At 63.7% G+C, this 20,247-nt stretch carries 19 protein-coding genes; 11 read left to right on the top strand and 8 right to left on the bottom strand.

Features of this window, described 5'->3' with window-relative positions; genetic code table 11:
• The first annotated feature begins 7 nt into the window (after positions 1-7).
• From BLW56_RS14035 to BLW56_RS14015, 5 genes are all read left to right on the top strand, one after another.
• Complete coding sequence (locus BLW56_RS14035) at positions 8-1,867, top strand: 2-oxoacid:acceptor oxidoreductase subunit alpha (protein ID WP_093511292.1); 1,860 nt, start codon at positions 8-10, stop codon at positions 1,865-1,867.
• Between the two features lies 1 nt (position 1,868).
• Complete coding sequence (locus tag BLW56_RS14030; protein WP_093511291.1) at positions 1,869-2,906, top strand: 2-oxoacid:ferredoxin oxidoreductase subunit beta; 1,038 nt, start codon at positions 1,869-1,871, stop codon at positions 2,904-2,906.
• Positions 2,907-2,918: 12 nt separating this feature from the next.
• Entirely contained in the window at positions 2,919-3,872 is a 954-nt protein-coding gene (locus tag BLW56_RS14025; protein WP_093511290.1) for a metal-dependent hydrolase, read from the top strand.
• A gap of 76 nt (positions 3,873-3,948) precedes the next feature.
• On the top strand, positions 3,949-5,229 hold the full coding sequence (locus BLW56_RS14020; protein ID WP_093511289.1) for an SAM-dependent methyltransferase: 1,281 nt from the start codon (positions 3,949-3,951) through the stop codon (positions 5,227-5,229).
• A gap of 19 nt (positions 5,230-5,248) precedes the next feature.
• Positions 5,249-6,421, top strand: coding sequence for a serine hydrolase domain-containing protein (locus tag BLW56_RS14015; protein WP_093511288.1), 1,173 nt, complete (start codon positions 5,249-5,251; stop codon positions 6,419-6,421).
• Positions 6,422-6,457: 36 nt separating this feature from the next.
• Here the strand turns inward: BLW56_RS14015 and BLW56_RS14010 are convergent, their stop codons facing one another.
• From BLW56_RS14010 to purF, 3 genes are read right to left on the bottom strand one after another with little or no spacing between them, the layout of a single operon-like run.
• Positions 6,458-6,844 (bottom strand): hypothetical protein, encoded by a 387-nt coding sequence (locus BLW56_RS14010; RefSeq protein ID WP_093511287.1) that lies wholly within the window; start codon positions 6,842-6,844, stop codon positions 6,458-6,460.
• A gap of 60 nt (positions 6,845-6,904) precedes the next feature.
• Positions 6,905-7,639, bottom strand: a complete 735-nt coding sequence (locus tag BLW56_RS14005) for an SDR family NAD(P)-dependent oxidoreductase (RefSeq protein WP_371262243.1) — start codon at positions 7,637-7,639, stop codon at positions 6,905-6,907.
• Between the two features lie 4 nt (positions 7,640-7,643).
• Positions 7,644-9,101 carry an amidophosphoribosyltransferase gene (gene purF / locus BLW56_RS14000; RefSeq protein ID WP_093511286.1) on the bottom strand — a complete coding sequence of 486 codons (1,458 nt, stop codon included), beginning with the start codon at positions 9,099-9,101 and terminating at the stop codon, positions 7,644-7,646.
• Between the two features lie 142 nt (positions 9,102-9,243).
• Here purF and hisI point away from each other — a divergent pair, with 142 nt between their 5' ends.
• The 6 genes from hisI (at position 9,244) to BLW56_RS13970 (ending at position 15,137) form a co-directional block, all read left to right on the top strand.
• Positions 9,244-9,624 carry a phosphoribosyl-AMP cyclohydrolase gene (gene hisI / locus BLW56_RS13995; protein ID WP_093511285.1) on the top strand — a complete coding sequence of 127 codons (381 nt, stop codon included), beginning with the start codon at positions 9,244-9,246 and terminating at the stop codon, positions 9,622-9,624.
• Entirely contained in the window at positions 9,611-10,165 is a 555-nt protein-coding gene (locus tag BLW56_RS13990) for a hypothetical protein (RefSeq protein WP_093511614.1), read from the top strand. Before hisI ends, BLW56_RS13990 begins: the two co-directional genes overlap by 14 nt.
• A gap of 51 nt (positions 10,166-10,216) precedes the next feature.
• Positions 10,217-10,639 carry a MerR family transcriptional regulator gene (locus BLW56_RS13985; RefSeq protein ID WP_093511284.1) on the top strand — a complete coding sequence of 141 codons (423 nt, stop codon included), beginning with the start codon at positions 10,217-10,219 and terminating at the stop codon, positions 10,637-10,639.
• A 74-nt stretch (positions 10,640-10,713) separates the two neighbouring features.
• The gene (locus tag BLW56_RS13980; protein ID WP_093511283.1) at positions 10,714-12,513 is read left to right on the top strand and encodes an acyl-CoA dehydrogenase C-terminal domain-containing protein; all 1,800 of its coding nucleotides are present in this window, start codon (positions 10,714-10,716) and stop codon (positions 12,511-12,513) included.
• 45 nt (positions 12,514-12,558) lie between these two features.
• The gene (locus BLW56_RS13975; RefSeq protein ID WP_093511613.1) at positions 12,559-14,058 is read left to right on the top strand and encodes a phospholipase D-like domain-containing protein; all 1,500 of its coding nucleotides are present in this window, start codon (positions 12,559-12,561) and stop codon (positions 14,056-14,058) included.
• A 47-nt stretch (positions 14,059-14,105) separates the two neighbouring features.
• Positions 14,106-15,137 carry a TIR domain-containing protein gene (locus BLW56_RS13970; protein WP_177175973.1) on the top strand — a complete coding sequence of 344 codons (1,032 nt, stop codon included), beginning with the start codon at positions 14,106-14,108 and terminating at the stop codon, positions 15,135-15,137.
• On the opposite strand, the gene BLW56_RS13965 is transcribed toward BLW56_RS13970, so the two are convergent.
• Genes BLW56_RS13965 through BLW56_RS13945 form a run of 5 tightly spaced genes read right to left on the bottom strand, consistent with a single transcriptional unit; the run spans position 15,138 to position 20,197 of the window.
• Positions 15,138-15,989 carry an HpcH/HpaI aldolase/citrate lyase family protein gene (locus BLW56_RS13965; RefSeq protein ID WP_093511281.1) on the bottom strand — a complete coding sequence of 284 codons (852 nt, stop codon included), beginning with the start codon at positions 15,987-15,989 and terminating at the stop codon, positions 15,138-15,140.
• Positions 15,989-16,441 carry a MaoC family dehydratase gene (locus BLW56_RS13960; RefSeq protein ID WP_062181207.1) on the bottom strand — a complete coding sequence of 151 codons (453 nt, stop codon included), beginning with the start codon at positions 16,439-16,441 and terminating at the stop codon, positions 15,989-15,991. Before BLW56_RS13960 ends, BLW56_RS13965 begins: the two co-directional genes overlap by 1 nt.
• Positions 16,441-18,282 carry an acetyl/propionyl/methylcrotonyl-CoA carboxylase subunit alpha gene (locus BLW56_RS13955; RefSeq protein WP_093511280.1) on the bottom strand — a complete coding sequence of 614 codons (1,842 nt, stop codon included), beginning with the start codon at positions 18,280-18,282 and terminating at the stop codon, positions 16,441-16,443. The genes BLW56_RS13960 and BLW56_RS13955 overlap by 1 nt, the downstream gene beginning before the upstream one ends.
• Complete coding sequence (locus BLW56_RS13950) at positions 18,279-18,593, bottom strand: DUF3088 family protein (RefSeq protein ID WP_093511612.1); 315 nt, start codon at positions 18,591-18,593, stop codon at positions 18,279-18,281. Before BLW56_RS13950 ends, BLW56_RS13955 begins: the two co-directional genes overlap by 4 nt.
• A gap of 5 nt (positions 18,594-18,598) precedes the next feature.
• Positions 18,599-20,197 (bottom strand): carboxyl transferase domain-containing protein, encoded by a 1,599-nt coding sequence (locus BLW56_RS13945; protein ID WP_093511279.1) that lies wholly within the window; start codon positions 20,195-20,197, stop codon positions 18,599-18,601.
• Positions 20,198-20,247 lie beyond the last annotated feature (50 nt).

Raw genomic sequence — 20,247 nt, 5'->3', positions numbered from 1 at the left:
AATATAAATGGCGACAGCGGTAGAGGACCAGGCCGACAAGCGGCAGTCTCCCCTTTCGGATGCAGTGGTGGTTCGATTTGCCGGCGATAGCGGCGACGGGATGCAGCTGACCGGCGGGCAATTTACCCTGTCGTCGGCGCTCGCGGGCAACGACTTTGCGACCTTCCCCGATTTTCCTGCCGAAATCCGCGCGCCGCAAGGGACGTTGTTCGGGGTCTCCGCATTCCAGATCAATTTCGGATCTTCCGCGATCGACACCGCGGGCGATGCGCCCGACGTGCTCGTCGCGATGAACCCCGCGGCGCTCAAGACCAATGTCCCGCAACTCAAACAGGGCGGGCTCATCATCGCCGACGAGGGCGAGTTCAACGATCGCAACCTCGCCAAGGCGAAATATGATGCGAACCCACTCGATGATGGCAGCCTTGCGAAATGGCAGCTGCTCAAGCTCAACATCAGCCAGCTGACGATGGATGCCGTGAAGCCCTTCGGCCTCGGCAACAAGGAAGCCTTGCGCTGCAAGAATATGTGGACGCTGGGGCTTGCGCTCTGGATGTTCGATCGCGACCGCCAGCCGCTGGTCGACTGGCTGAACGCCAAGTTCGCCAAGGCGCCCGATCTTGCCGCCGCCAACGTCGCCGCGCTCAACGCGGGTCACGCCTATGGCGAGACCGCGGAGCTTGCCGGCCCGCTGAAGCAGCATCATGTCGACCCCGCTCCGGCGGCACCTGGCCTCTACCGCACGCTGACCGGCGCGGAGGGCATCGCGCTCGGCCTCGTCGCGGGTGCGCAGCTTGCCAAGCTGCCGATGTTCTTCGGCGGTTATCCGATCACGCCCGCATCGGCGATCCTGCATCACCTGTCGCGGCTCAAGGAATATGACGTCACGACCTTCCAGGCCGAGGACGAAATCGCGGCGATCTGTTCGGCGATCGGTGCGAGCTATGCGGGCTCGCTCGGCGTCACCAGCTCGTCGGGCCCCGGTATCGCGCTGAAGGGCGAGGCGATGGGGCTGGCGATCATGACCGAGTTGCCGCTTGTCATCGTCAACTCGCAGCGCGGCGGCCCTTCGACCGGCCTCCCGACCAAGACCGAACAGTCGGACCTGTATCAGGCGGTTTATGGGCGCAACGGCGATGCGCCGATGCCGGTGATCGCGGCGCGCTCGCCCGGCGATGCTTTCGAATGCGCGATCGAGGCGTGCCGCATCGCGGTGCAATATATGACGCCGGTGATGCTGCTGACGGACGGTTATATCGCCAATGCCGCTGAGCCTTGGCACGTCCCCGACCTCACAACCTATGAGGCGTTTCCGGTGCAGTTCCTCGAAACGGTGCCAGAGGACGGGTTCAAGCCCTATGGCCGCGACGAGAATCTCAAGCGCCCATGGGTCAAGCCGGGTACGCCCGGCCTGCTTCACCGCATCGGCGGGATCGAGAAGGAACTGGACACCGGGCACATCAATTATGCGCCGGGCAACCATCAGGCGATGACCGACATCCGCAAAGACAAGATCGACGGCATCAAGGTTCCCGACCAGATCGTCGAACTGGGTGCCGAGGGCGGCAAGCTCGCGGTCGTCGGCTGGGGTTCGACCTTTGGCCCGATCCATCAGGCGGTGCGCCGCAAGCGCGCCGAGGGGCTTGATGTCAGCCATGTCCATATCCGCCACATCTGGCCGCTGCCCGCCAATCTCGGCGAACTTCTCAAGAGCTTTGACAGGGTGATCGTGCCCGAAATGAACACCGGCCAATTGAAGACGGTGTTGCGCGACCAGTATCTGGTCGACGCGAAGCCCGTAAACAAGGTGTCGGGCCAGCCCTTTACCATCGCCGAAATCGAAGCCGCGATCGACGGAGCCCTTTGATATGAACGAGATGACCACCATCGCGCGCACCACGACGCTCAAGGATTGGGAAACCGATCAGGAAGTCCGTTGGTGCCCCGGCTGCGGCGATTACGCGATCCTGAAGGCGGTGCAGCGCACGATGCCCGAAATCGGTACCGCGCCCGAGAACACCGTGTTCATCAGTGGCATCGGCTGCTCGTCGCGCTTTCCTTATTATATGGAAACCTACGGCTTCCACACGATCCACGGCCGCGCGCCGGCGTTCGCGACGGGCTTGAAACTCGCCAATCCGAACCTCGACGTGTGGATCGTCACCGGCGACGGCGATGGCCTGTCGATCGGCGGCAATCACACGATGCACCTGATCCGCCGCAATCTCGATTGCCAGATCATGCTGTTCAACAACGAGATTTATGGTCTGACCAAGGGGCAATATTCGCCCACGAGCCGCGTCGGTACGACCAGCCCGTCGACCCCTTATGGTTCGGTCGATCGCCCGGCGCAACCCGCGGCCTTCGCGCTCGGTGCGGGCGCGCGCTTCGTCGCCCGCGGCTTCGACGTGTCGAAGGAACTGCCCAACGTGCTGAAGGCCGCGCATGCTCACAAGGGTGCGGCCTTTATCGAGATTTTCCAGAACTGTATCGTCTACAACAAAGACGTGTTCGAGGATTTTGCAGCCCCGAAGGGGGCCGAGGATCGCCAGCTCTGGCTGAAGCAGGGCGAGCCGATGCTCTATGCCAAGGGTACCAAGGGTATCGCGCTAGATGCGGATGCGTTGCATCTCAAGACTGTCGATGTCGTCGACGGCGATTGGCAGGCCGCGGGCGTGATCGTTCACGATGTCACCAACCGCAGCGTCGCGCACATGCTCGTCGAAATGCGCTTTGGCGAATTCCCGATGGCGCTCGGTGTTCTCTACGACGATCCGCGTCCGACCTTCGAAGCCGATGTCGTGCGCCAGAACAAGGCGGCGGCCGAAGGCAAGACGGCCGATCTTCAGAGCCTGCTCAAGAAGGGGCAGACCTGGACAGTGACCGAAAGCGGGCCCGAGCTCTGATCTTCCGCCGTCATGGATAATCTGACGCACAGCCTCGTCGGTGCGGTGCTGGGCCAGATGGGGCTCAAGCGCAAAACCGGCCTCGCCATGCCGACACTGATCATCGCGGCGAACCTGCCCGATATTGATGCGACCTGTGCGATCTACGGGATCGAATCGCTGTCGATGCGGCGCGGGATCACGCACGGGCCGATCGCACTGTTGCTCCTGCCGGTCATATTATGGGCGCTGATGATCGCGTTCGATCGCTGGCAGGATCGACGTCGCAAGCGACCGGCGGGGCGGTTGCCGATCGACAAGGGTTGGTTGCTCGCACTCGCATATATCGGCTGCCTCAGCCATCCGGCGCTCGACTGGCTCAACAACTACGGCATTCGCCTCCTCGAGCCGTTCAGCCACCGTTGGTTCTACGGCGACAGCATCTTCATCATCGATCTGTGGATATGGATCGCGCTCGGCGTATCGGTCTGGCTGTCGCTCCGCGGTGAGCGGCGGGGCAGGCCGAACTGGCAGCGCCCGGCATGGATCGGTTTCACGGCCGTCTCAGCTTATATCTTCGCCAACGGCCTCATCACCGGCGCTGCCGAGCGCATGGTATCGAGCGCACTCGAATCAACCGGCACGAAGAACGCGCTCGTCGTCGCGAGCCCGCCGCCGCTGGCCTTCTGGAAGCGCGACATCTTCTGGCGAACGGCTGATCGTTACGGCACCGCGAGCTTCGTTCCCGGGGTTGGCGGCCAGGTCGACCTGACCGGCACGCCCACCGGTTTGGACGATCCGCGCCTCGCGATCTGGGTGAAAGCCGACCCGGCGGCGCGCGCCTTCCTCTTCTGGTCGCGCATGCCTGTGGCGCAAGAGGACGGGGACGCGATCCTGCTTCGCGACCAGCGTTTCATGCATCCACTCGCGCAGGACAGGTTTCAGGTTCGGCTTACCGCGCCGGACACCGCAAGCCACCCCGAATGACCCGCTCGTGTGACGTCATGGCGTTGCACGTTTCAACCGATTGTCAGCGCGATGCGTTTGAGGCAGGAAGGAGCTAATGAACACGCATGTCAGCCCGCGCCGTGGCAAGGAATTGCTCCGCGCCGACCGTGCCTATCGCTCGGGCGGCGCCATGGCGCGGCTGATCGCGCTGGCCCCGGCGGGCCTCTTTCACCGGATGCTCGACCGCATCGACGCGGGGCTCGCACTTGGAACGATCGAGGGGCATCTGCCCGATGGGAGCGTGCGCCTGCTCGGTGGGCGCGGAAAGGGGCCGACTGCGGTCGTCCACCTGCAAAGCTGGACGGCGCTGGCGCGACTGGCTTTGTCGGGATCGGTGGGCTGGTATCGTGCGTGGGAAGCCGGTGAATGGTCGTCGCCCGATCCGGTGCCGCTGTTCGACCTGTTCATGCGCAACGGCGAAACACTGGGCAATGTCGCGCGCGCGCATGGGCCCTCGCGCTGGCTCAACAAGGCTATCCACGCGCTGCATCGCAACGACCGGCGAGGTGCGAAGCGGAACATCCACGCGCACTATGATTTGGGCAATGATTTCTATCGCTTGTGGCTCGACCCGAGCATGAACTATTCGAGCGCGCTGTTCACCGATCCCGGTCAATCGCTGGAAGCGGCGCAGGCGGCGAAGGTTGATGCGATCCTCGACCGGCTCGATCTGCGTTCGGGGAGCCGCCTGCTCGAAATCGGTTGCGGCTGGGGCGCGCTCGCCGAACGGGCGGTCGACCGCCACGACGTCCTTTATACCGGCATCACCCTCTCACCGGCGCAGGCTGAAATCGCCGATGCGCGGCTTGCTACGGTCGACCTGTCGGATCGCTCGCGTATCGAAATCTGCGATTATCGCGACACGCAGGGCCCCTATGACGCGATCGCCAGCGTCGAGATGGTCGAAGCGGTGGGGGAGGCCTATTGGCCCGCCTATCTCGATACCGTCGCGCGGCTGCTGCGTCCCGGGGGCAAGGCGGCGATCCAATATATATTGATCAACGATGCGCTGTTCGAGCGCTATGCTGCGAGCAGCGATTTCATCCAGGCCTATATTTTTCCGGGCGGCTGTCTGATTTCGGAGAGCCGCTTTCGCGCGCTTGCCGAAGCACGCGGCCTTGCCTGGCGCGACGTGCGGCGGTTCGGCGGCGATTATGCCGAGACGCTGCGCCAATGGCGCGAGCGCTTTGACGCCGCGGTCGCGGCGGACCAGCTTCCGCCGGGGTTCGACGCGCGCTTCGTGCGGTTGTGGCGTTACTATCTGCAATATTGTGAGGGGGGCTTTCGCGGCGGCGGTATCGACGTCGCGCAGGTCACGCTCGAAAAGACAGCCTGAAAACGGGAGAGGAACCATCATGCGAAGATTTTTGGCGGCGGTGCTGCTTTGCACTGCGGCGGCGGGGTGCAGTGCGCCCGCGGCACCCGAGAAAACCGACAAACTGCCAAAGGATCTGAATGTGCTGTTCTGGACCCAGGATCAACGCGACGCCGCATTCCGCACGATGGAGACGGTTCCCAAGGTTGTGGTCAATACGGTCAAGGCGGGCGGGCCGGTCTATCCGTTGCCCGAGGGCAAGCCGATCGACCTCGGCGCCGACGTCGACGCCTATATGGCGAAGCAGCGCAATGCCGGCCTGATCATCGTGCAGGACGGCAAGATCCGGCTCGAGAAATATGCGCTCGGTTATGGCGCGGCGGGTCGCTGGACCAGTTTTTCGGTCGCCAAAAGCTTTACCTCGACGCTCGTCGGCGCCGCGGTGAAGGACGGCTATATCAAGAGCCTCGACGACAAGGTCACCGTCTATATCCCCGGTCTCAAGGGGTCGGCGTATGACGATGTATCGGTGAAGCAACTGCTCACCATGACCTCGGGCGTCAAATGGAACGAGGATTATACCGATCCCAAATCCGACGTTGCCTTGTTCAACTTGCAGAAGCCCGTCGAGGGCGAGGACATAACCGTCAGCTATATGAAGACCTTGCCCCGCGAAGCGCCTGCGGGGTCGAAGTGGGTGTACAAGACCGGCGAGACCAATCTGATCGGCGTGCTTGTGTCTAGCGCGACGGGCAAGACGCTGTCGCAATATCTCTCCGAAAAGGTCTGGAAACCGTTCGGGATGGAGCAGGATGCGGTGTGGATGCTCGGCGCGACGGGGCATGAAATCAGCGGTTGCTGCATGTCGGCGAGCCTCAAGGATTATGCTCGCTTTGGCCAGTTTATCCTGAACGGCGGCATCGCGGGGGGGCAGAAGGTGCTGCCCGACGACTGGATTCCGGCGGCGACGACGAAGCAGACGGGTATCGACCTGCCGGGCCGCGGCTATGGCTATCAATGGTGGACGAACGACGACGGCAGCTTTGCCGCGCAGGGCATCTTCGGGCAGGGGATTTTCATCGATCCGAAGCGCAAGCTCGTCATCGCGTCGAACGGCAACTGGCCGACAGCCACCGATCCCGAGGGTGTCGGCGCGGCGCGCGAGGCCTTTTACAAGAGCGTGCAGGCGGCGGTCGACAAGGAAGCCAGATAGGACATCATCGTCGCCTCCGTTCGCGGGGGCGACGCGCTATTCCGTGATGATGCTCGTCGCGCGCTGCGCCAGCCAGACCGCGACGAGCGGAACGGCGACGCCTAGCGCCATGATCCACCAGGTGTCCGCGAAATCGACGGCAGTATAAAGCGCGGCGCCGATCACGGCGCCGGCGACGACCCATCCCGCGCCGGTTCCGGCGGAAATACGTATCGCAAGCCAGCTACCCGCGAATGTGGCCAGAAACCAGCCGACGACAAGGGCGATGGTCGAGCCGATCGGGATGAGTATTTCACCCGTTGCAGCATCATATTCGGAGGGAGAAATCTCGCTGCCGGCATATTGGGCCAGCCAGATCAGCCCGAACGCGACAATAATGCCGACGACGGCGGCAATCGCCGATCGCAAAATATTCCTGGTCATTCCCGCGCCCTCGCAAATCCTTTTATGCGCGTGTCTTAGCGCAGGAAAACGAAGATGGCGTTAAGCTTTTTCCATGACCTTGGGCAGCGCGTGGAAAGCGGTGCTGTCGAAACCCTCGATCATCAGCTTTGCAACATAATCGCCGACGGCCGCCGGGTCCTTGATGCTCTGCGGATCTTCGCCGGGATAGGCGCGCGCGCGCATCTGTGTGCGGGTGCCGCCGGGGTCGAGGATCGCGGTGCGCACGGTCGAGATATTGCGCATTTCCGCGCCATAACTCGACACCAGCACCTCAAGTGCCGCCTTCGACGCCGCGTAGGCGCCCCAATAGGCGCGCGGCTCGCGTGCGACGCTGCTCGTCAGCGCGATCAGTCGGCCGCTGGCCGCGCGACGCAGCAGCGGGTCGAAATTGGCGATCAGCGCTTGCTGCGCGATCAGGTTGAGCGTCAGCGTCTTGTTGAATTCCTTGCCGTCGATCGCTGCAACGGGGGTCAGCGTGCCGAGCATCGCGGCGTTGAGCACAAGCATGTCGAGTTGTTGCCAGCGTTCGGCGATTGCGCTGGCAAGGCGGGCGATGCTGTCGCCGTCGGTCAGGTCGAGCGGGGCGATCGTCGCGCTGCCGCCGGCTTCGTGGATACGGTCTTCGAGTTCCTCGAGCCCGCCGGCGGTGCGTGCGGTAATCACGACATGCGCGCCGCGCGCGGCAAGCGATTCGGCGATGGCTTCGCCGATGCCGCGGCTTGCCCCGGTGACGAGCGCGACCTGGCCCGCCAATTCTTTAGACGCCATATTCATTGTGTCAGACAACCCGTTCAGCAAGCAACGAAAATTGATCTTCCAGCCCATGCTCGTCGAAATCGGTCAGCGTGGTCGGATAGTCGCCGGTGAAGCAGGCGTCGCAATATTTTGGTGCATCGTCGCTGCGGTTCGCTTCGCCCAGCGCGCGGTAAAGGCCGTCGATCGAGATGAAGGACAGGCTGTCGGCGTTGATGAAATTCGCCATCTGGCCGACGCTCATCTGCGCGGCGAGCAGCTTCGCGCGCTCGGGCGTATCGACGCCATAGAAGCAGCTGTGCTGCGTCGGCGGGCTCGCGATGCGCATATGCACCTCGGTCGCGCCGGCATCGCGCATCATCTGCACGATCTTCAGGCTCGTCGTGCCGCGCACGATCGAATCGTCGATCAGCACGATGCGCTTGCCGGCGATCAGCGCGCGGTTGGCGTTGTGCTTCAGCTTGACGCCGAGGTGGCGAACCTTGTCGCCGGGCTGGATGAAGGTGCGCCCGACATAGTGCGAGCGGATGATGCCGAGTTCGAATGGAATGCCCGATTCCTGCGCATAACCGATCGCTGCGGGCGTGCCCGAATCGGGGACCGGGATTACGAGATCCGCCTCGACGGGGTTCTCACGCGCAAGCTCGGCACCGATGGCCTTGCGCACCGAATAGACGCTCGTCCCGTCGACGATCGAATCGGGGCGCGAGAAATAGACATATTCAAAGATGCACGGGCGCGGCGCTTGGTCGGCGAACGGGCGGTGCGAGGTGAGCTGGCCGTCGCGGATGATGACAAGCTCGCCGGGTTCGACCGAACGCACGAATTCGGCGCCGACGACGTCGAGCGCGACCGTTTCCGACGCCAGGATATGCGCATCGCCCAGCTTGCCGATGACGAGCGGGCGAATGCCGAGCGGATCGCGGCAGCCGATCATGCCTTCGGCTGTCAGGCAGATCAGCGAATAGGCGCCTTCGACCTGCTTCAGTGCATCGATGAAGCGGTCGAGCAGCGAACGATAGGCCGAAGTTGCGACCAGATGGATGATCACCTCGGTATCGCTGGTCGACTGAAAGATCGAACCGCGGCGGACAAGCACCTTCTTGAGCGCTGTCGCGTTGGAGATATTACCGTTGTGCGAGACTGCGAAGCCTCCGGTGGACAGGTCTGCAAACAGGGGCTGGACGTTGCGCAGCGAGGTTTCGCCCGTCGTCGCATAGCGGACATGGCCGACCGACGATCCGCCTTGCAGCTGGCGCATGATGTCGTCGCGGTCGAAATTGCCCGCGACATGGCCCATCGCGCGGTGGGTGTGGAATTCCTTGCCGTCGAAGGCGGTGATGCCTGCGGCTTCCTGTCCGCGGTGCTGCAGGGCGTGAAGCCCCAGCGCGACTACCGCGGCGGCGCTATCCGCGCCATGAATACCAAATACGCCGCACTCCTCGCGGAGCTTGTCGTCATCAAAAGGGTGGGTCGTCAGCATGTCGTTCCAGGGGCAGGGGCCAGTGACTGCGGCGCATATAGGGACGGCAATCGCAAATGTCGCCCCCCTAATCACGCATTTGTCACATGGCGCGCGAACAACGGCGTGACAGTGCCTCCAAACCTGCTCTAAAGCGCGATTTATGGATGATCAGCGCGACACGACCGACCGATTTTCTCCGCGTTTCGACGCAAACGGGCTGGTGACGGCGATCGTCACCGACGCCGATACGCATATTCTGCTCATGGTCGCGCATATGAATGAAGAGGCGATCGGGGCGACCCGGGCGACGGGGCAGGCGCATTTCTGGTCACGGTCGCGGCAAGCCTTGTGGCGCAAGGGCGAGACGTCCGGCAACGGTCTAACCTTGGTCGAGATGCGCGTCGATTGCGATCAGGACGCGCTGCTGCTCCGCGTCAGACCAGCGGGGCCAGCCTGCCACACCGGGCGCCGTTCCTGCTTTTATCGTCGCATCGAAAGCGACGGTAGCCTGACTTTTCTGGACGATGATGCGCAGGGCTAGCTTCGCACTGGCTCTCGTGCCGCTGCTTCTCGCGGGATGCGACCGGCCGGAGCCGACCGAAAACGCAAAAGGCGTCGATGCGAACAATCCGCTCGAAGTCGCGGCGCGTCAGCGCGGCGTCGTGCATGCAGGGGCCGCCAGTCCGGTCGGGGTGTTCGAGCGCATCCACGATCTGGGGCGCGATGCGATGTGCGTCGTTCCCGACGGGGCGGGGTCATGGCGCTTCGCTGTCACCGCCGCCTACGGTGCGACGCTGTCGTGCAGCGCAAGCGGGACGATGGTTCGGGAGGGCGACGGCTGGCGGATGCGCTTTACCGGCGCCGATGGCTGCGAGGCGCTGGCGCATGAGGAAGACGACGAGCTGCGCCTTCCCGGAAGCCTCCCGCAACAATGCGCGCGTCTCTGTCCCGACCGCGCCTCGCTGTCGGGTTTGCGGCTGCCGCGGGCAAGCTGGTCAGCGGACGATGCGGCAGACTTGCGGATTGCCGATCGGCACGGCAATATGCAGCGTCCTTGTGCGGGCCGATCTGCCCCGAAATGACCCGTGCCGCCGGTCTTGACGTTCACGTCAACGGAAACTAGTTTCACTGGCATGACCGAACAATATGGCCACGCCCATATCGATACGCCCGATCATCTGGGGCGCGAACAATTCAGCATCACCGACTTGTCGACCGAGTTCGGGGTCACGGCCCGCGCGCTGCGCTTCTATGAAGACGAAGGGCTGATCAGCCCGTCGCGCAAGGGATTGTCGCGTATCTATTCAAAGCGCGATCGCGCGCGGCTCGCATGGATCCTGCGCGCAAAGCGCACGGGGTTCAGCCTCGCCGATATTCGCGAGATGATCGACCTTTACGACGTCGGCGACGGTCGCAAGACCCAGCGCCAGGTAACGATCGAGAAATGCGAGCAGCGTATAGGCCTGCTGCAACGCCAGCGCGACGATATTGACAGCGCTGTAGATGAGCTGTCACGCTTCATCGATATGGTGAAGAAAGTCGACGCTGGCCGCTAGGCCGCCCCGGCTACCGAGCCTCTGCCTCTCCCCAGGCAAGTTGACATCGAACCTGCTTTTCAGAAGGATTTTCCATGCCCGTTTATCGCGCCCCCGTGCAGGACACATTGTTCCTCCTCAACGACGTTCTCGGGATCGAGCGCTATTCGAACCTGCCGGGTTTCGCGAACGCGACGCCCGACATGATCGAGGCGGTGCTGACCGAAGCCGGCAAATTCTGCGAAGAAGTGCTATTCCCGATCAATCAGTCGGGCGACCTCGAAGGCTGCACGCGCCACGACGATGGCTCGGTGACCACGCCGAAGGGCTTCAAGGAAGCGTATAAGGCCTATAGCGAAGCCGGCTGGGGCCTGCTCACCGCGCCGGAGGAATTCGGCGGACAGGGCTTGCCGCATGTCATCGGCTTTCCGGTCGAGGAATATCGCAATGCCGCGAACCAGGCCTTCGCCATGTATCCGGGACTGACGCAGGGCGCGACCGCCGCGATCCTCGTCAAGGGTTCGGACGAGCAAAAGGCGACCTATGTTCCCCGCATGGTTTCGGGCGAATGGGGCGGGACGATGAACCTGACCGAGCCGCATTGCGGCACCGATCTCGGCCTCATCCGGACCCGCGCGGTGCCGAATGGCGACGGCAGCTATGCCGTCACCGGCACCAAGATTTTCATCTCGTCGGGCGAGCATGACCTGACCGACAACATCATCCACCTCGTCCTCGCGAAGACCCCCGACGCGCCCGACAGCGTCAAGGGCATCTCGCTGTTCATCGTGCCCAAGTTCATCGTGAACGAAGACGGGTCGCTCGGCGACCGCAACACGCTGTCGTGCGGGTCGATCGAGCACAAGATGGGCATCCATGCCAATTCGACCTGCGTGATGAATTATGACGGCGCGAAGGGCTGGATGGTCGGCGAGGAGAATAAGGGCCTCGCCGCGATGTTCGTGATGATGAATGCGGCGCGCCTCGGCGTCGGCATTCAGGGGCTCGGTCAGGCCGATGTCGCCTATCAGAATGCCGTGCAATATGCGCAGGACCGCCGGCAGGGGCGCGCGCTGACCGGTCCCAAGGATCCGCAGGAAAAGGCCGATCCCCTGTTCGTCCACCCCGACGTGCGCCGGATGCTGATGGACGGCAAGGCAACCGTCGAGGGGCTCCGTGCTCTGTGCGTATGGGGCGCCTTGCAGGTCGACCTCGCGCATGTCGCCGAGACGGAAGAGGAGCGCCAGCGCGCCGACGACCTCGTCGGCCTGCTTACGCCCGTGATCAAGGGTTTCGGCACCGACAAGGGCTATGAGGTCGCGACCAACGCGCAACAGGTTTTCGGCGGCCACGGCTACATCGAAGAGCAGGGCATGAGCCAGTATGTTCGCGATGCGCGCATCACGATGATCTATGAAGGCGCGAACGGCGTGCAGGCGATGGATCTTGTCGGCCGCAAGCTCGCGCAGAACGGTGGTCGTGCGATCCAGGCCTTTTTCGCGATCGTCGACGAGGAATGCGCACGCGCCAAAGGCAATGAAGCGCTCGCCGATTTCGCGACGCGCCTCGAAAAGGCGAACGGCGAACTCAAGGCCGCGACGATGTGGTTCATGGCCAATGGCATGGCGAACCCGAATAACGTCGGCGCCGGCGCGCATCACTATATGCACATCCTGGGGATCGTCGCGCTGGGTTCGATGTGGCTGAAGATGGCCGAAGCGGCGCAGAAGGCGCTGGCGGAAGGTCGCGGCAACAACGCGTTCCTCGATGCCAAGCTCGTCACGGCGCGCTATTTCGGTGAGCGCTTCCTTCCCGATGCCGGGTCGCTCCGCCGCAAGATCGAGGCGGGCAGCGAGGCGATGATGGCGCTGACGCCCGAACAATTCGCGGCCTGACATGTTCGGGTGCAACCATCGCCGCCGCCATGCGTGTCGGCGGCGATGAGCAAACGCGACCTGAAACCGATTGTCGTCGAGGGCCGCAATTGCTGGCGGATCGAACGCGCCGACAAGGCGCGGATGATCGTCGACGCCGCCGACTATTTCGCGCTGCTCGAACGGCTGATGGCCGACGCGAAGCAGCGCATCCTGCTCATCGGCTGGGACTTCGATCCTCGCATCGCATTGAAACCCGGCAAGGATGGCCAGGGCGAACCGCTCGGCGATTATCTGCTGCGGCTCGCGCATGAAAAGCCCGATCGCGATATCGATATCCTGCGCTGGAACTTCGGCGGCCTGAAGCAATTCGCGATGCCGCGCATCGTGTCGATGGTCATGCGCTGGAAACTGACGCGATCGATCAGCTTTCGTCTCGACAGCGCGCATCCGGTCGGGTGCAGCCATCATCAGAAGGTAGCGGTGTTCGACGATCATCTGGCGGTCTGCGGCGGCATCGATGTCGGCGCGCGCCGCTGGGATACGCGCGATCACAAGGACGGCGATCCCCGCCGCACCGCGCCCGACGGCAAGGCCTATATGCCGTGGCACGACAGCACGATGATCCTTGCCGGCCCCGTGGGCAACGCGCTGGCCGAGCTCGGGAACGAGCGCTGGCAGCGCGCAACCAAAAAGCCGCTACGAGACCTGAAGGGCGAGGGCGAGAATTGGCCCGATGATCTGAAGCCCGATTTCGAGGGCGTCGATGTCGCGATCTCGCGCACGCGTTCGGAATATGACGGCTATGAGGAGATTCGCGAGATCGAGCAGCTCTATCTCGACATGATCGCGGCCGCGGACCGCTTCATCTATTTCGAGAATCAATATTTCACCTCGGGCAAGATCGCCGCGGCAATCGCCGAGCGCCTGAGCGAGGACGACCCGCCCGAATTCGTGATGGTGATGCCAAAGACCGCCGATGGCTGGCTCGAGCAGATGGCGATGGACGCCGCGCGCGTGCAGCTGGTCCGCGAAATCGCGAAGGCAAAACATGGCGACCGGCTGAAGGTCTATTATCCGCAGACCGGAAAGGGCGAGGCGATCTACGTCCACGCCAAGACCGCGATCGTCGACGACCGGATGATCCGCGTCGGCTCGGCCAATATGAACAACCGCTCGATGGGGCTCGACAGCGAATGCGATGTCACGATCGATACGGCGCTGCCCGCGAATATGGGCGCCGAACCGAAGATCGCGCGGCTGCGCACCTCGCTGATCGCCGAACATCTGGACGTGCCGGAAGAGAAGGTCGCCGCGACCTTCAAGCGTACAGGCTCGTTGATCGATACGATCGAGGCGCTGCGCGGAAAGGGGCGCTCGCTCGAATTGCTCGATCTTGTCCCGCCGGGGCCGATGGATGAGTTCATCGCCGAGAATGAGTTGCTCGACCCGACCAGCCCCGATGCGATGTTCGAAAGCCTGACCGAACGCGGCCTCAGAAAGAGCTGGCACCGTGGGCGCGACTGGATGAGGCGGCATCGCCCTTTCAGGCGGCGCTCCACCTGAATCGGGTGTGCGCATAGTCACTTGCGGTCGCCGCGCTTGCTCATATGATGGCCGGGATGACCGACGCCGGACCCACGCCGATCACTCCGAAGCGGCTTTCCGCTTTCATCAGCCATCACAGCTCGCAGGTTGAGACTGCAAGGCGGCTCAAGCGCCTGCTCGCCGCGCGCGGAATCGACGGCTGGCTCGCGCCCGACGACATCGCTGCAGGCACTGCCTTCGATCAGTCGATCGTTGACCAGATCGACCGGTCCGATGCGATCGTCCTGCTATTTTGCCCGCAATCCGACCAGTCGCGCCATGTGAAGCGCGAATTGATGCTGGGCGAGGACAGCAACAAGACGATCCTGCCGGTGCGGCTGGAGGATATCCGCGCGCAGGGCCTCGCCTATTGGCTCAAGGATTATCAGTGGATCGACTGGTTCGCGGGCGAGGAGCAGGCGGTCGACCGCATCGTCGCGGCGATGACTTCGGGCGCAGCCCCATCGCTGCCACCCGGTGCATCTGCGCGGCAAATCTCGCCCGCGCCTGCGCCGCGTCGTAAGCGACTGTGGATGATGGTTGCGGCGGGTGTCGCGCTTGTCGGCCTGATTGGCGGCGGCATATGGTGGCAAAGCCGTGCCCCCGCGGCGGGTGATCCGGGCGCAGCGGTTGCCGATAATCCGATCGAGCCCGGCATCTGGACGAGTAAACGCGAGGTCGTCGAGATTCTCTTTCCTGAAATGGCGCCCGAATTCGTCGCGCAATTCAAGCAGGTGCTGGAAACCGACCCCGATCCCGAAGACTGCATCTCGGCCAAGGTGGCGGCGAAACCCGACGTTCTGCTGTTCGATCCCGGCCATGAAGCCAAATGCACGATCGGAGCGTTCAAGATGAATGGCGGGCGGATCAGCGGCTATCTCAACTGCAAACCGCCCGGTGACGATCCGAACGGCAATCTTCAGATCACCGTTCGCGGAACCTACACGCGGACCAGCATGGAATTCGACAATGTCGTCACCATGCAGTCGAGTCAGGGCATGGTTCGCTTCCGCAGCCATGAAACCCAGCGCTGGGTACGCGGCCCCGCCTGCAGTTGATCAGTCCGCCAGCGACAGGATGTGCTTCGCCTGCTTGAGGTGCGGGGCGTCGACCATCTTGCCATCGACCTGCAAAACGCCCGCGCCGGGATTGGCGGCGAAGGCGTCGACGATTGCCTGCGCACGCGCGGCTTCATCGGCTGACGGCGTGAAGGCGGCGTTGATCGGTTCGACCTGCGACGGATGGATCGCCATCATGCCGGTGAAGCCATCGCGGCGCGCACGTGTCGCATAGGCCGCGAGTCCCGCTTCGTCCTTGATCGCCGGAAAGACCGTGTCGATTGCCGCCGCGCCCGCGGCATGCGCCGCGAACAGGGTCATCGCGCGCGCGACTTCATAGGGCGCGGTATAGCTGCCGTCGGCTTCGCGGCTGGTCGTTGCGCCGATCGCGGCGGGCAAATCCTCGGCGCCCCAGGTCAGGCCGAGCAGGCGATCCTTCACTTCGCGATAGCTGCCGAGCGTAAAGATCGCGGCGGGGGTCTCGGTCGCAATCGGCAGGATCGGCGGCAGCGAGGCGTCGCGGTCCGATTCGCTGCGCAAAATCGTGTCGAGCTGCGCGATGCTCGGCGCGCCTTCGGCCTTGGGCAGCATGATCGCATCGGGTCGCGCGGCGACGATGGCGGCGACATCGGCGGCGGTCATATGGCCGTCGAGCGGATTGACGCGCACCAGCGTCACGACTTCGCGTGTTCCCGCCAGATAGTCGGCGATTGCGGCGCGCGCCGCCTCCTTGTTCGCGGGCGACACCGAATCCTCAAGGTCGAGGATGATCGCGTCGGCGCCCGAAGCCGCCGCCTTGGCGAAGCGCTCGGGCCGGTCGCCGGGAACGAAAAGGAGCGAGCGGAGACGCATCAGGCGGCTTTCTTCTTGAGCAGCGCGGAGCGTTCGCACTGGCAGACGATTTCATCGCGCTGGTTGATCGCGCGGTGCAGGAAGGTCACGATACCCGCATTCGGCCGCGATTTGGACTCCTTGAGACCAACGACCTCGGATTCGGCCCGAAGCGTGTCGCCGATGAACACCGGCTTCGGCATCACCAGCTTGTCATAGCCGAGGTTGGCGACGAGCGTCCCGAGCGTCGTGTCGCCGACCGACAGCCCGACCATCAGGCTGAAGGTGAAGGTGCCGTTGACGAGGATCTGGCCGAATTCCGACGCCTTCGCCGCCTCGATATCGAGGTGCAGCGGCTGCGGATTATGCGTCATCGTGGTGAAGAGGAGATTATCGGTCTCGGTCACCGTGCGGCGGATGTCGTGCGTCAGCGTGTCGCCGATCGCCCATTCGTCAAAATATTTGCCGGCCATTATGCCTCTTCCTTCTCGATCTTCACCAGCAGCGCCTCGACCTGAACCTGCGCGCCTGCGGTCGCATTGAGTTCGGCGACCACACCGTCGAACGGTGCAGTCAGGCTGTGCTCCATCTTCATCGCTTCGAGCGTGAGCAATTTCTGTCCCTTGCTCACCCTGTCACCTGCCGCGACCTCCACCGCGATGACCTTGCCGGGCATCGGCGACAGGATCGCGCCGTCACCCGCTGCGCCGGCGGCACTGCCTTCGGCGCGCCACGGCGTCAACTGCCAGACCGACCCGCCCTCGGCGACAAGCATCGCCGGGGACGGCTCTTCGGCGCCGGGGCCGTGCAGTTCGACCTCGACGCGCTTGCCGTCGAGCAGGAAGGGGGCGCTGCGTACGTCGGGCGCGTTGAGTCGGAAGCCCGACTGCAACGAGCGCGGCACCATCGCCATCGCGGCGTTGGTCAGCGCCTGTGCGGTCGGGATCGGCTCCTCGGTCATCGCGTCGCCGTCGCGGCCGATCAGGCCGGTGTCGACGGTGCCTGCGACGAAATCGGGATGATCCAGCGCATTGATCAGGAACGCCGAGTTGGTCTTCACCGGCCAGATCGCGCTGTCCTCCAGCATCTCCGACAAAAGTTCGCGCGCTTCCTCGCGGTCCTCGCCCCATGCGATGACCTTGGCGATCATCGGGTCATAGAAGGGCGAGACCTCGGCGCCTTCATAGACGCCGGTGTCGACGCGGCCCATATGTTCGGGAAGCTGAAACAGCTCTAGCGTGCCGATCGAGGGCAGGAAGCCCTTGGCGGGGTCTTCGGCATAAAGCCGCGCTTCCATCGCCCAGCCGTTGATCGAAAGTTCGTCCTGCGAAAGCGGGATCGGCTCGCCGCTCGCGACGCGAAGCTGCCATTCGACCAGGTCGACGCCGGTGATTTCCTCGGTCACCGGATGCTCGACCTGCAGGCGGGTGTTCATTTCCATGAACCAGATGCGATCGGCGCGCAGGCCTTCGCTGGCGTCGGCGATGAACTCGATCGTCCCCGCGCCGACATAGTCGACCGCCTTCGCGGCGCGGACCGCGGCGGCGCAGAGGTCGGCGCGCGTCGCTTCGTCCATGCCGGGGGCGGGGGCTTCCTCGATCACCTTCTGGTGGCGGCGCTGCAGCGAGCAGTCGCGCTCGAACAGATGGACGACATTGCCGTGCGTATCGCCGAACACCTGCACCTCGATATGGCGCGGGGTCAGGATATATTTCTCGATCAGCACATGGTCGTTGCCGAACGACGCCGAGGCCTCGCGCTGGCACGAGGCGAGCATATCGGCGAAATCGCCCGCGGCATCGACCTTGCGCATGCCCTTGCCACCGCCACCCGCTACCGCCTTGATGAGGACAGGATAGCCGATCTCGGCTGCCTGCTCGGCAAGATACGCCGGATCCTGATTTTCGCCCATATAGCCCGGCGTCACCGGCACGCCTGCATCGGCCATCAGCTTCTTGGCGGCATCCTTGAGGCCCATCGCGGTGATCGACGACGGCTTTGGCCCGACCCACACGAGACCCGCATCGGCCACCGCCTGCGCGAATTCGGCATTCTCCGACAGAAAGCCATAACCCGGATGGATCGCCTCGGCGCCGGTCGCCTTGGCGGCGGCGATGATCTTTTCACCGATCAAATAGGATTCGCGGGCCGGCGACGGCCCGATATGCACCGCCTCGTCGGCCTCGCGCACATGCAGCGCCTTTGCATCGGCGTCCGAATAGACCGCGACGGTGCGGATACCCATCTCGCGTGCGGTGCGGATGATACGGCAGGCGATTTCGCCACGATTGGCGATGAGAAGCGAAGTGATCATGGGTGAGATTCCGGAAAGCCGTGACGGGCGTGAAGCGCTTCAAGCAGTGGCTTGATGTCGTTCACGCACCCGCCATCGGAAAAGACAAGGGCAGGGAGGTTCTGGTTCGCTTCGCCGATCGCTTCGACGACGAGAGGGCGCGGGCGCGGCCATGGCACGCGGATGACCTCAAGATGCGTCGTGCGTTCGGGAAATGTCGCGAGCAAGCCTTCGATAAGGATGCAGTCGCGGCAATAGAAGGTCGAGCCCGGAAACGCGGGATCGTCGAACTCGCGGTCGAGGATATACAGGCGGTCGGGTGCGTCGCTCATCGCCATCACATCCGGAACACGCCGAAGCCGCGGTCCTCGACCGGGGCGTTCAGCGTTGCGGCAAAGGCCAGCCCAAGCACGTCGCGGGTCTGGGCGGGGTCGATGATGCCGTCGTCCCACAGCCGCGCGGTCGCGTGATAGGGGTTGCCTTCATCCTCATATTTCTGGCGGATCGGCGCCTTGAAGGCTTCGGTCTCCTCGGGCGTCCATTTGTCGGCGTCGCGATGGACGGTCGCCAGCACAGACGCCGCCTGTTCGCCGCCCATCACGCTGATCCGGCTGTTCGGCCAGCTGAAGAGGAAGCGCGGGCTGTAAGCGCGGCCGCACATGCCGTAATTGCCCGCGCCGAAGCTGCCGCCGATCAGCACAGTGATCTTCGGCACCGTCGCGGTCGCAACCGCCGTCACCAGCTTCGCGCCATGCTTCGCGATGCCTTCGGCCTCATATTTGCCGCCGACCATGAAGCCGCTGATATTCTGCAGGAAGAGAAGAGGGATGCGCCGCTGTTGCGCCAGTTCGATGAAATGCGCGCCCTTGACCGCGCTTTCGCTGAACAGCACGCCGTTGTTGGCGAGGATCGCGACGGGGATGCCCCAGATATGCGCGAAGCCGCAGACGAGTGTCGCGCCGTAATTCGCCTTGAACTCATGAAACTCGCTGCCGTCGACGATACGCGCGATCACTTCGTGTACATCATAAGGTGCGCGAACGTCGTCGGGGACGACGCCATAGATTTCCTCGGCAGCATATTTGGGCGGGCGCGGCGCCTTCATCGGAACCTCGAAGCCCCTCTCTTCGCCAAGGTGGCTAACGATATCGCGGACGATCGTCAGCGCATGTTCGTCATTTTCTGCCAAATGGTCGACGACGCCCGATTTCTTGGCGTGCAGGTCGCCGCCGCCCAGATCCTCGGCGCTGATTTCCTCGCCCGTCGCGGCCTTCACCAGCGGCGGGCCGGCGAGGAAGATTGTGCCCTGATTGCGCACGATGACGGTCTCGTCCGACATCGCGGGAACATAGGCGCCGCCCGCGGTGCAGCTTCCCATCACGCACGCGATCTGCGGGATGCGCTTCGCCGACATATTGGCCTGGTTGAAGAAGATGCGGCCGAAATGGTCGCGGTCGGGGAAGACCTGATCCTGATGCGGCAGGTTCGCGCCGCCGCTGTCGACGAGATAGATGCAGGGCAGGCGGTTCGCCTCGGCAATCTCCTGCGCGCGAAGATGCTTCTTCACCGTCATCGGATAATAGGTGCCGCCCTTCACCGTCGCGTCGTTGCACACGATCATGCACTGGCGCCCCGACACTTGCCCGATGCCGCAGATCAGCCCTGCGCCAGGCACCTCGCCCTCGTAGAGATCGTTCGCCGCAAGCTGGCCGATTTCGAGGAAGGGCGCCCCCGGATCGAGCAGCCGTTCGACGCGCTCGCGCGGCAGTAATTTGCCGCGGCTGGTGTGCCGTTCGCGCGACTTTTCATTGCCGCCGAGCGCCGCTTCGGCGACCGCCGACCGCAGCGCGTCGGTCAGTGCGCGATTATGCGCGCTGCGGGTGCGATATTCGTCGCTGTCCGCATTGATATTCGAGCCTAGAACCGGTGCGCTCACTGTATCGTCTCTCCTGGAAGTCGGTTCGGAACTAACCCGTCGCTCGTCGA

It is taken from the genome of Sphingopyxis sp. YR583 (genome assembly GCF_900108295.1).
In the GTDB taxonomy this organism is placed as follows: Bacteria; Pseudomonadota; Alphaproteobacteria; order Sphingomonadales; family Sphingomonadaceae; genus Sphingopyxis.
This window is presented reverse-complemented; position numbering and strand designations above follow the sequence as displayed.

Excerpts from the sequence above, each read along its gene's own strand:
- BLW56_RS13975 (WP_093511613.1), top strand. The coding sequence starts at position 12,559 with ATGAGCAAACGCGACCTGAAACCGATTGTCGTCGAGGGCCGCAATTGC.
- BLW56_RS13970 (WP_177175973.1), top strand. The coding sequence starts at position 14,106 with ATGGCCGGGATGACCGACGCCGGACCCACGCCGATCACTCCGAAGCGG.
- BLW56_RS13955 (WP_093511280.1), bottom strand. The coding sequence starts at position 18,282 with ATGATCACTTCGCTTCTCATCGCCAATCGTGGCGAAATCGCCTGCCGT.
- BLW56_RS14005 (WP_371262243.1), bottom strand. The coding sequence starts at position 7,639 with ATGAATATGGCGTCTAAAGAATTGGCGGGCCAGGTCGCGCTCGTCACC.
- BLW56_RS14015 (WP_093511288.1), top strand. The coding sequence starts at position 5,249 with ATGCGAAGATTTTTGGCGGCGGTGCTGCTTTGCACTGCGGCGGCGGGG.
- BLW56_RS13980 (WP_093511283.1), top strand. The coding sequence starts at position 10,714 with ATGCCCGTTTATCGCGCCCCCGTGCAGGACACATTGTTCCTCCTCAAC.
- BLW56_RS14025 (WP_093511290.1), top strand. The coding sequence starts at position 2,919 with ATGGATAATCTGACGCACAGCCTCGTCGGTGCGGTGCTGGGCCAGATG.
- BLW56_RS13960 (WP_062181207.1), bottom strand. The coding sequence starts at position 16,441 with ATGGCCGGCAAATATTTTGACGAATGGGCGATCGGCGACACGCTGACG.
- BLW56_RS13950 (WP_093511612.1), bottom strand. The coding sequence starts at position 18,593 with ATGAGCGACGCACCCGACCGCCTGTATATCCTCGACCGCGAGTTCGAC.
- BLW56_RS13985 (WP_093511284.1), top strand. The coding sequence starts at position 10,217 with ATGACCGAACAATATGGCCACGCCCATATCGATACGCCCGATCATCTG.
- BLW56_RS13990 (WP_093511614.1), top strand. The coding sequence starts at position 9,611 with ATGCGCAGGGCTAGCTTCGCACTGGCTCTCGTGCCGCTGCTTCTCGCG.
- BLW56_RS14030 (WP_093511291.1), top strand. The coding sequence starts at position 1,869 with ATGAACGAGATGACCACCATCGCGCGCACCACGACGCTCAAGGATTGG.
- BLW56_RS13965 (WP_093511281.1), bottom strand. The coding sequence starts at position 15,989 with ATGCGTCTCCGCTCGCTCCTTTTCGTTCCCGGCGACCGGCCCGAGCGC.
- purF (WP_093511286.1), bottom strand. The coding sequence starts at position 9,101 with ATGCTGACGACCCACCCTTTTGATGACGACAAGCTCCGCGAGGAGTGC.
- BLW56_RS14020 (WP_093511289.1), top strand. The coding sequence starts at position 3,949 with ATGAACACGCATGTCAGCCCGCGCCGTGGCAAGGAATTGCTCCGCGCC.
- hisI (WP_093511285.1), top strand. The coding sequence starts at position 9,244 with ATGGATGATCAGCGCGACACGACCGACCGATTTTCTCCGCGTTTCGAC.
- BLW56_RS14010 (WP_093511287.1), bottom strand. The coding sequence starts at position 6,844 with ATGACCAGGAATATTTTGCGATCGGCGATTGCCGCCGTCGTCGGCATT.
- BLW56_RS14035 (WP_093511292.1), top strand. The coding sequence starts at position 8 with ATGGCGACAGCGGTAGAGGACCAGGCCGACAAGCGGCAGTCTCCCCTT.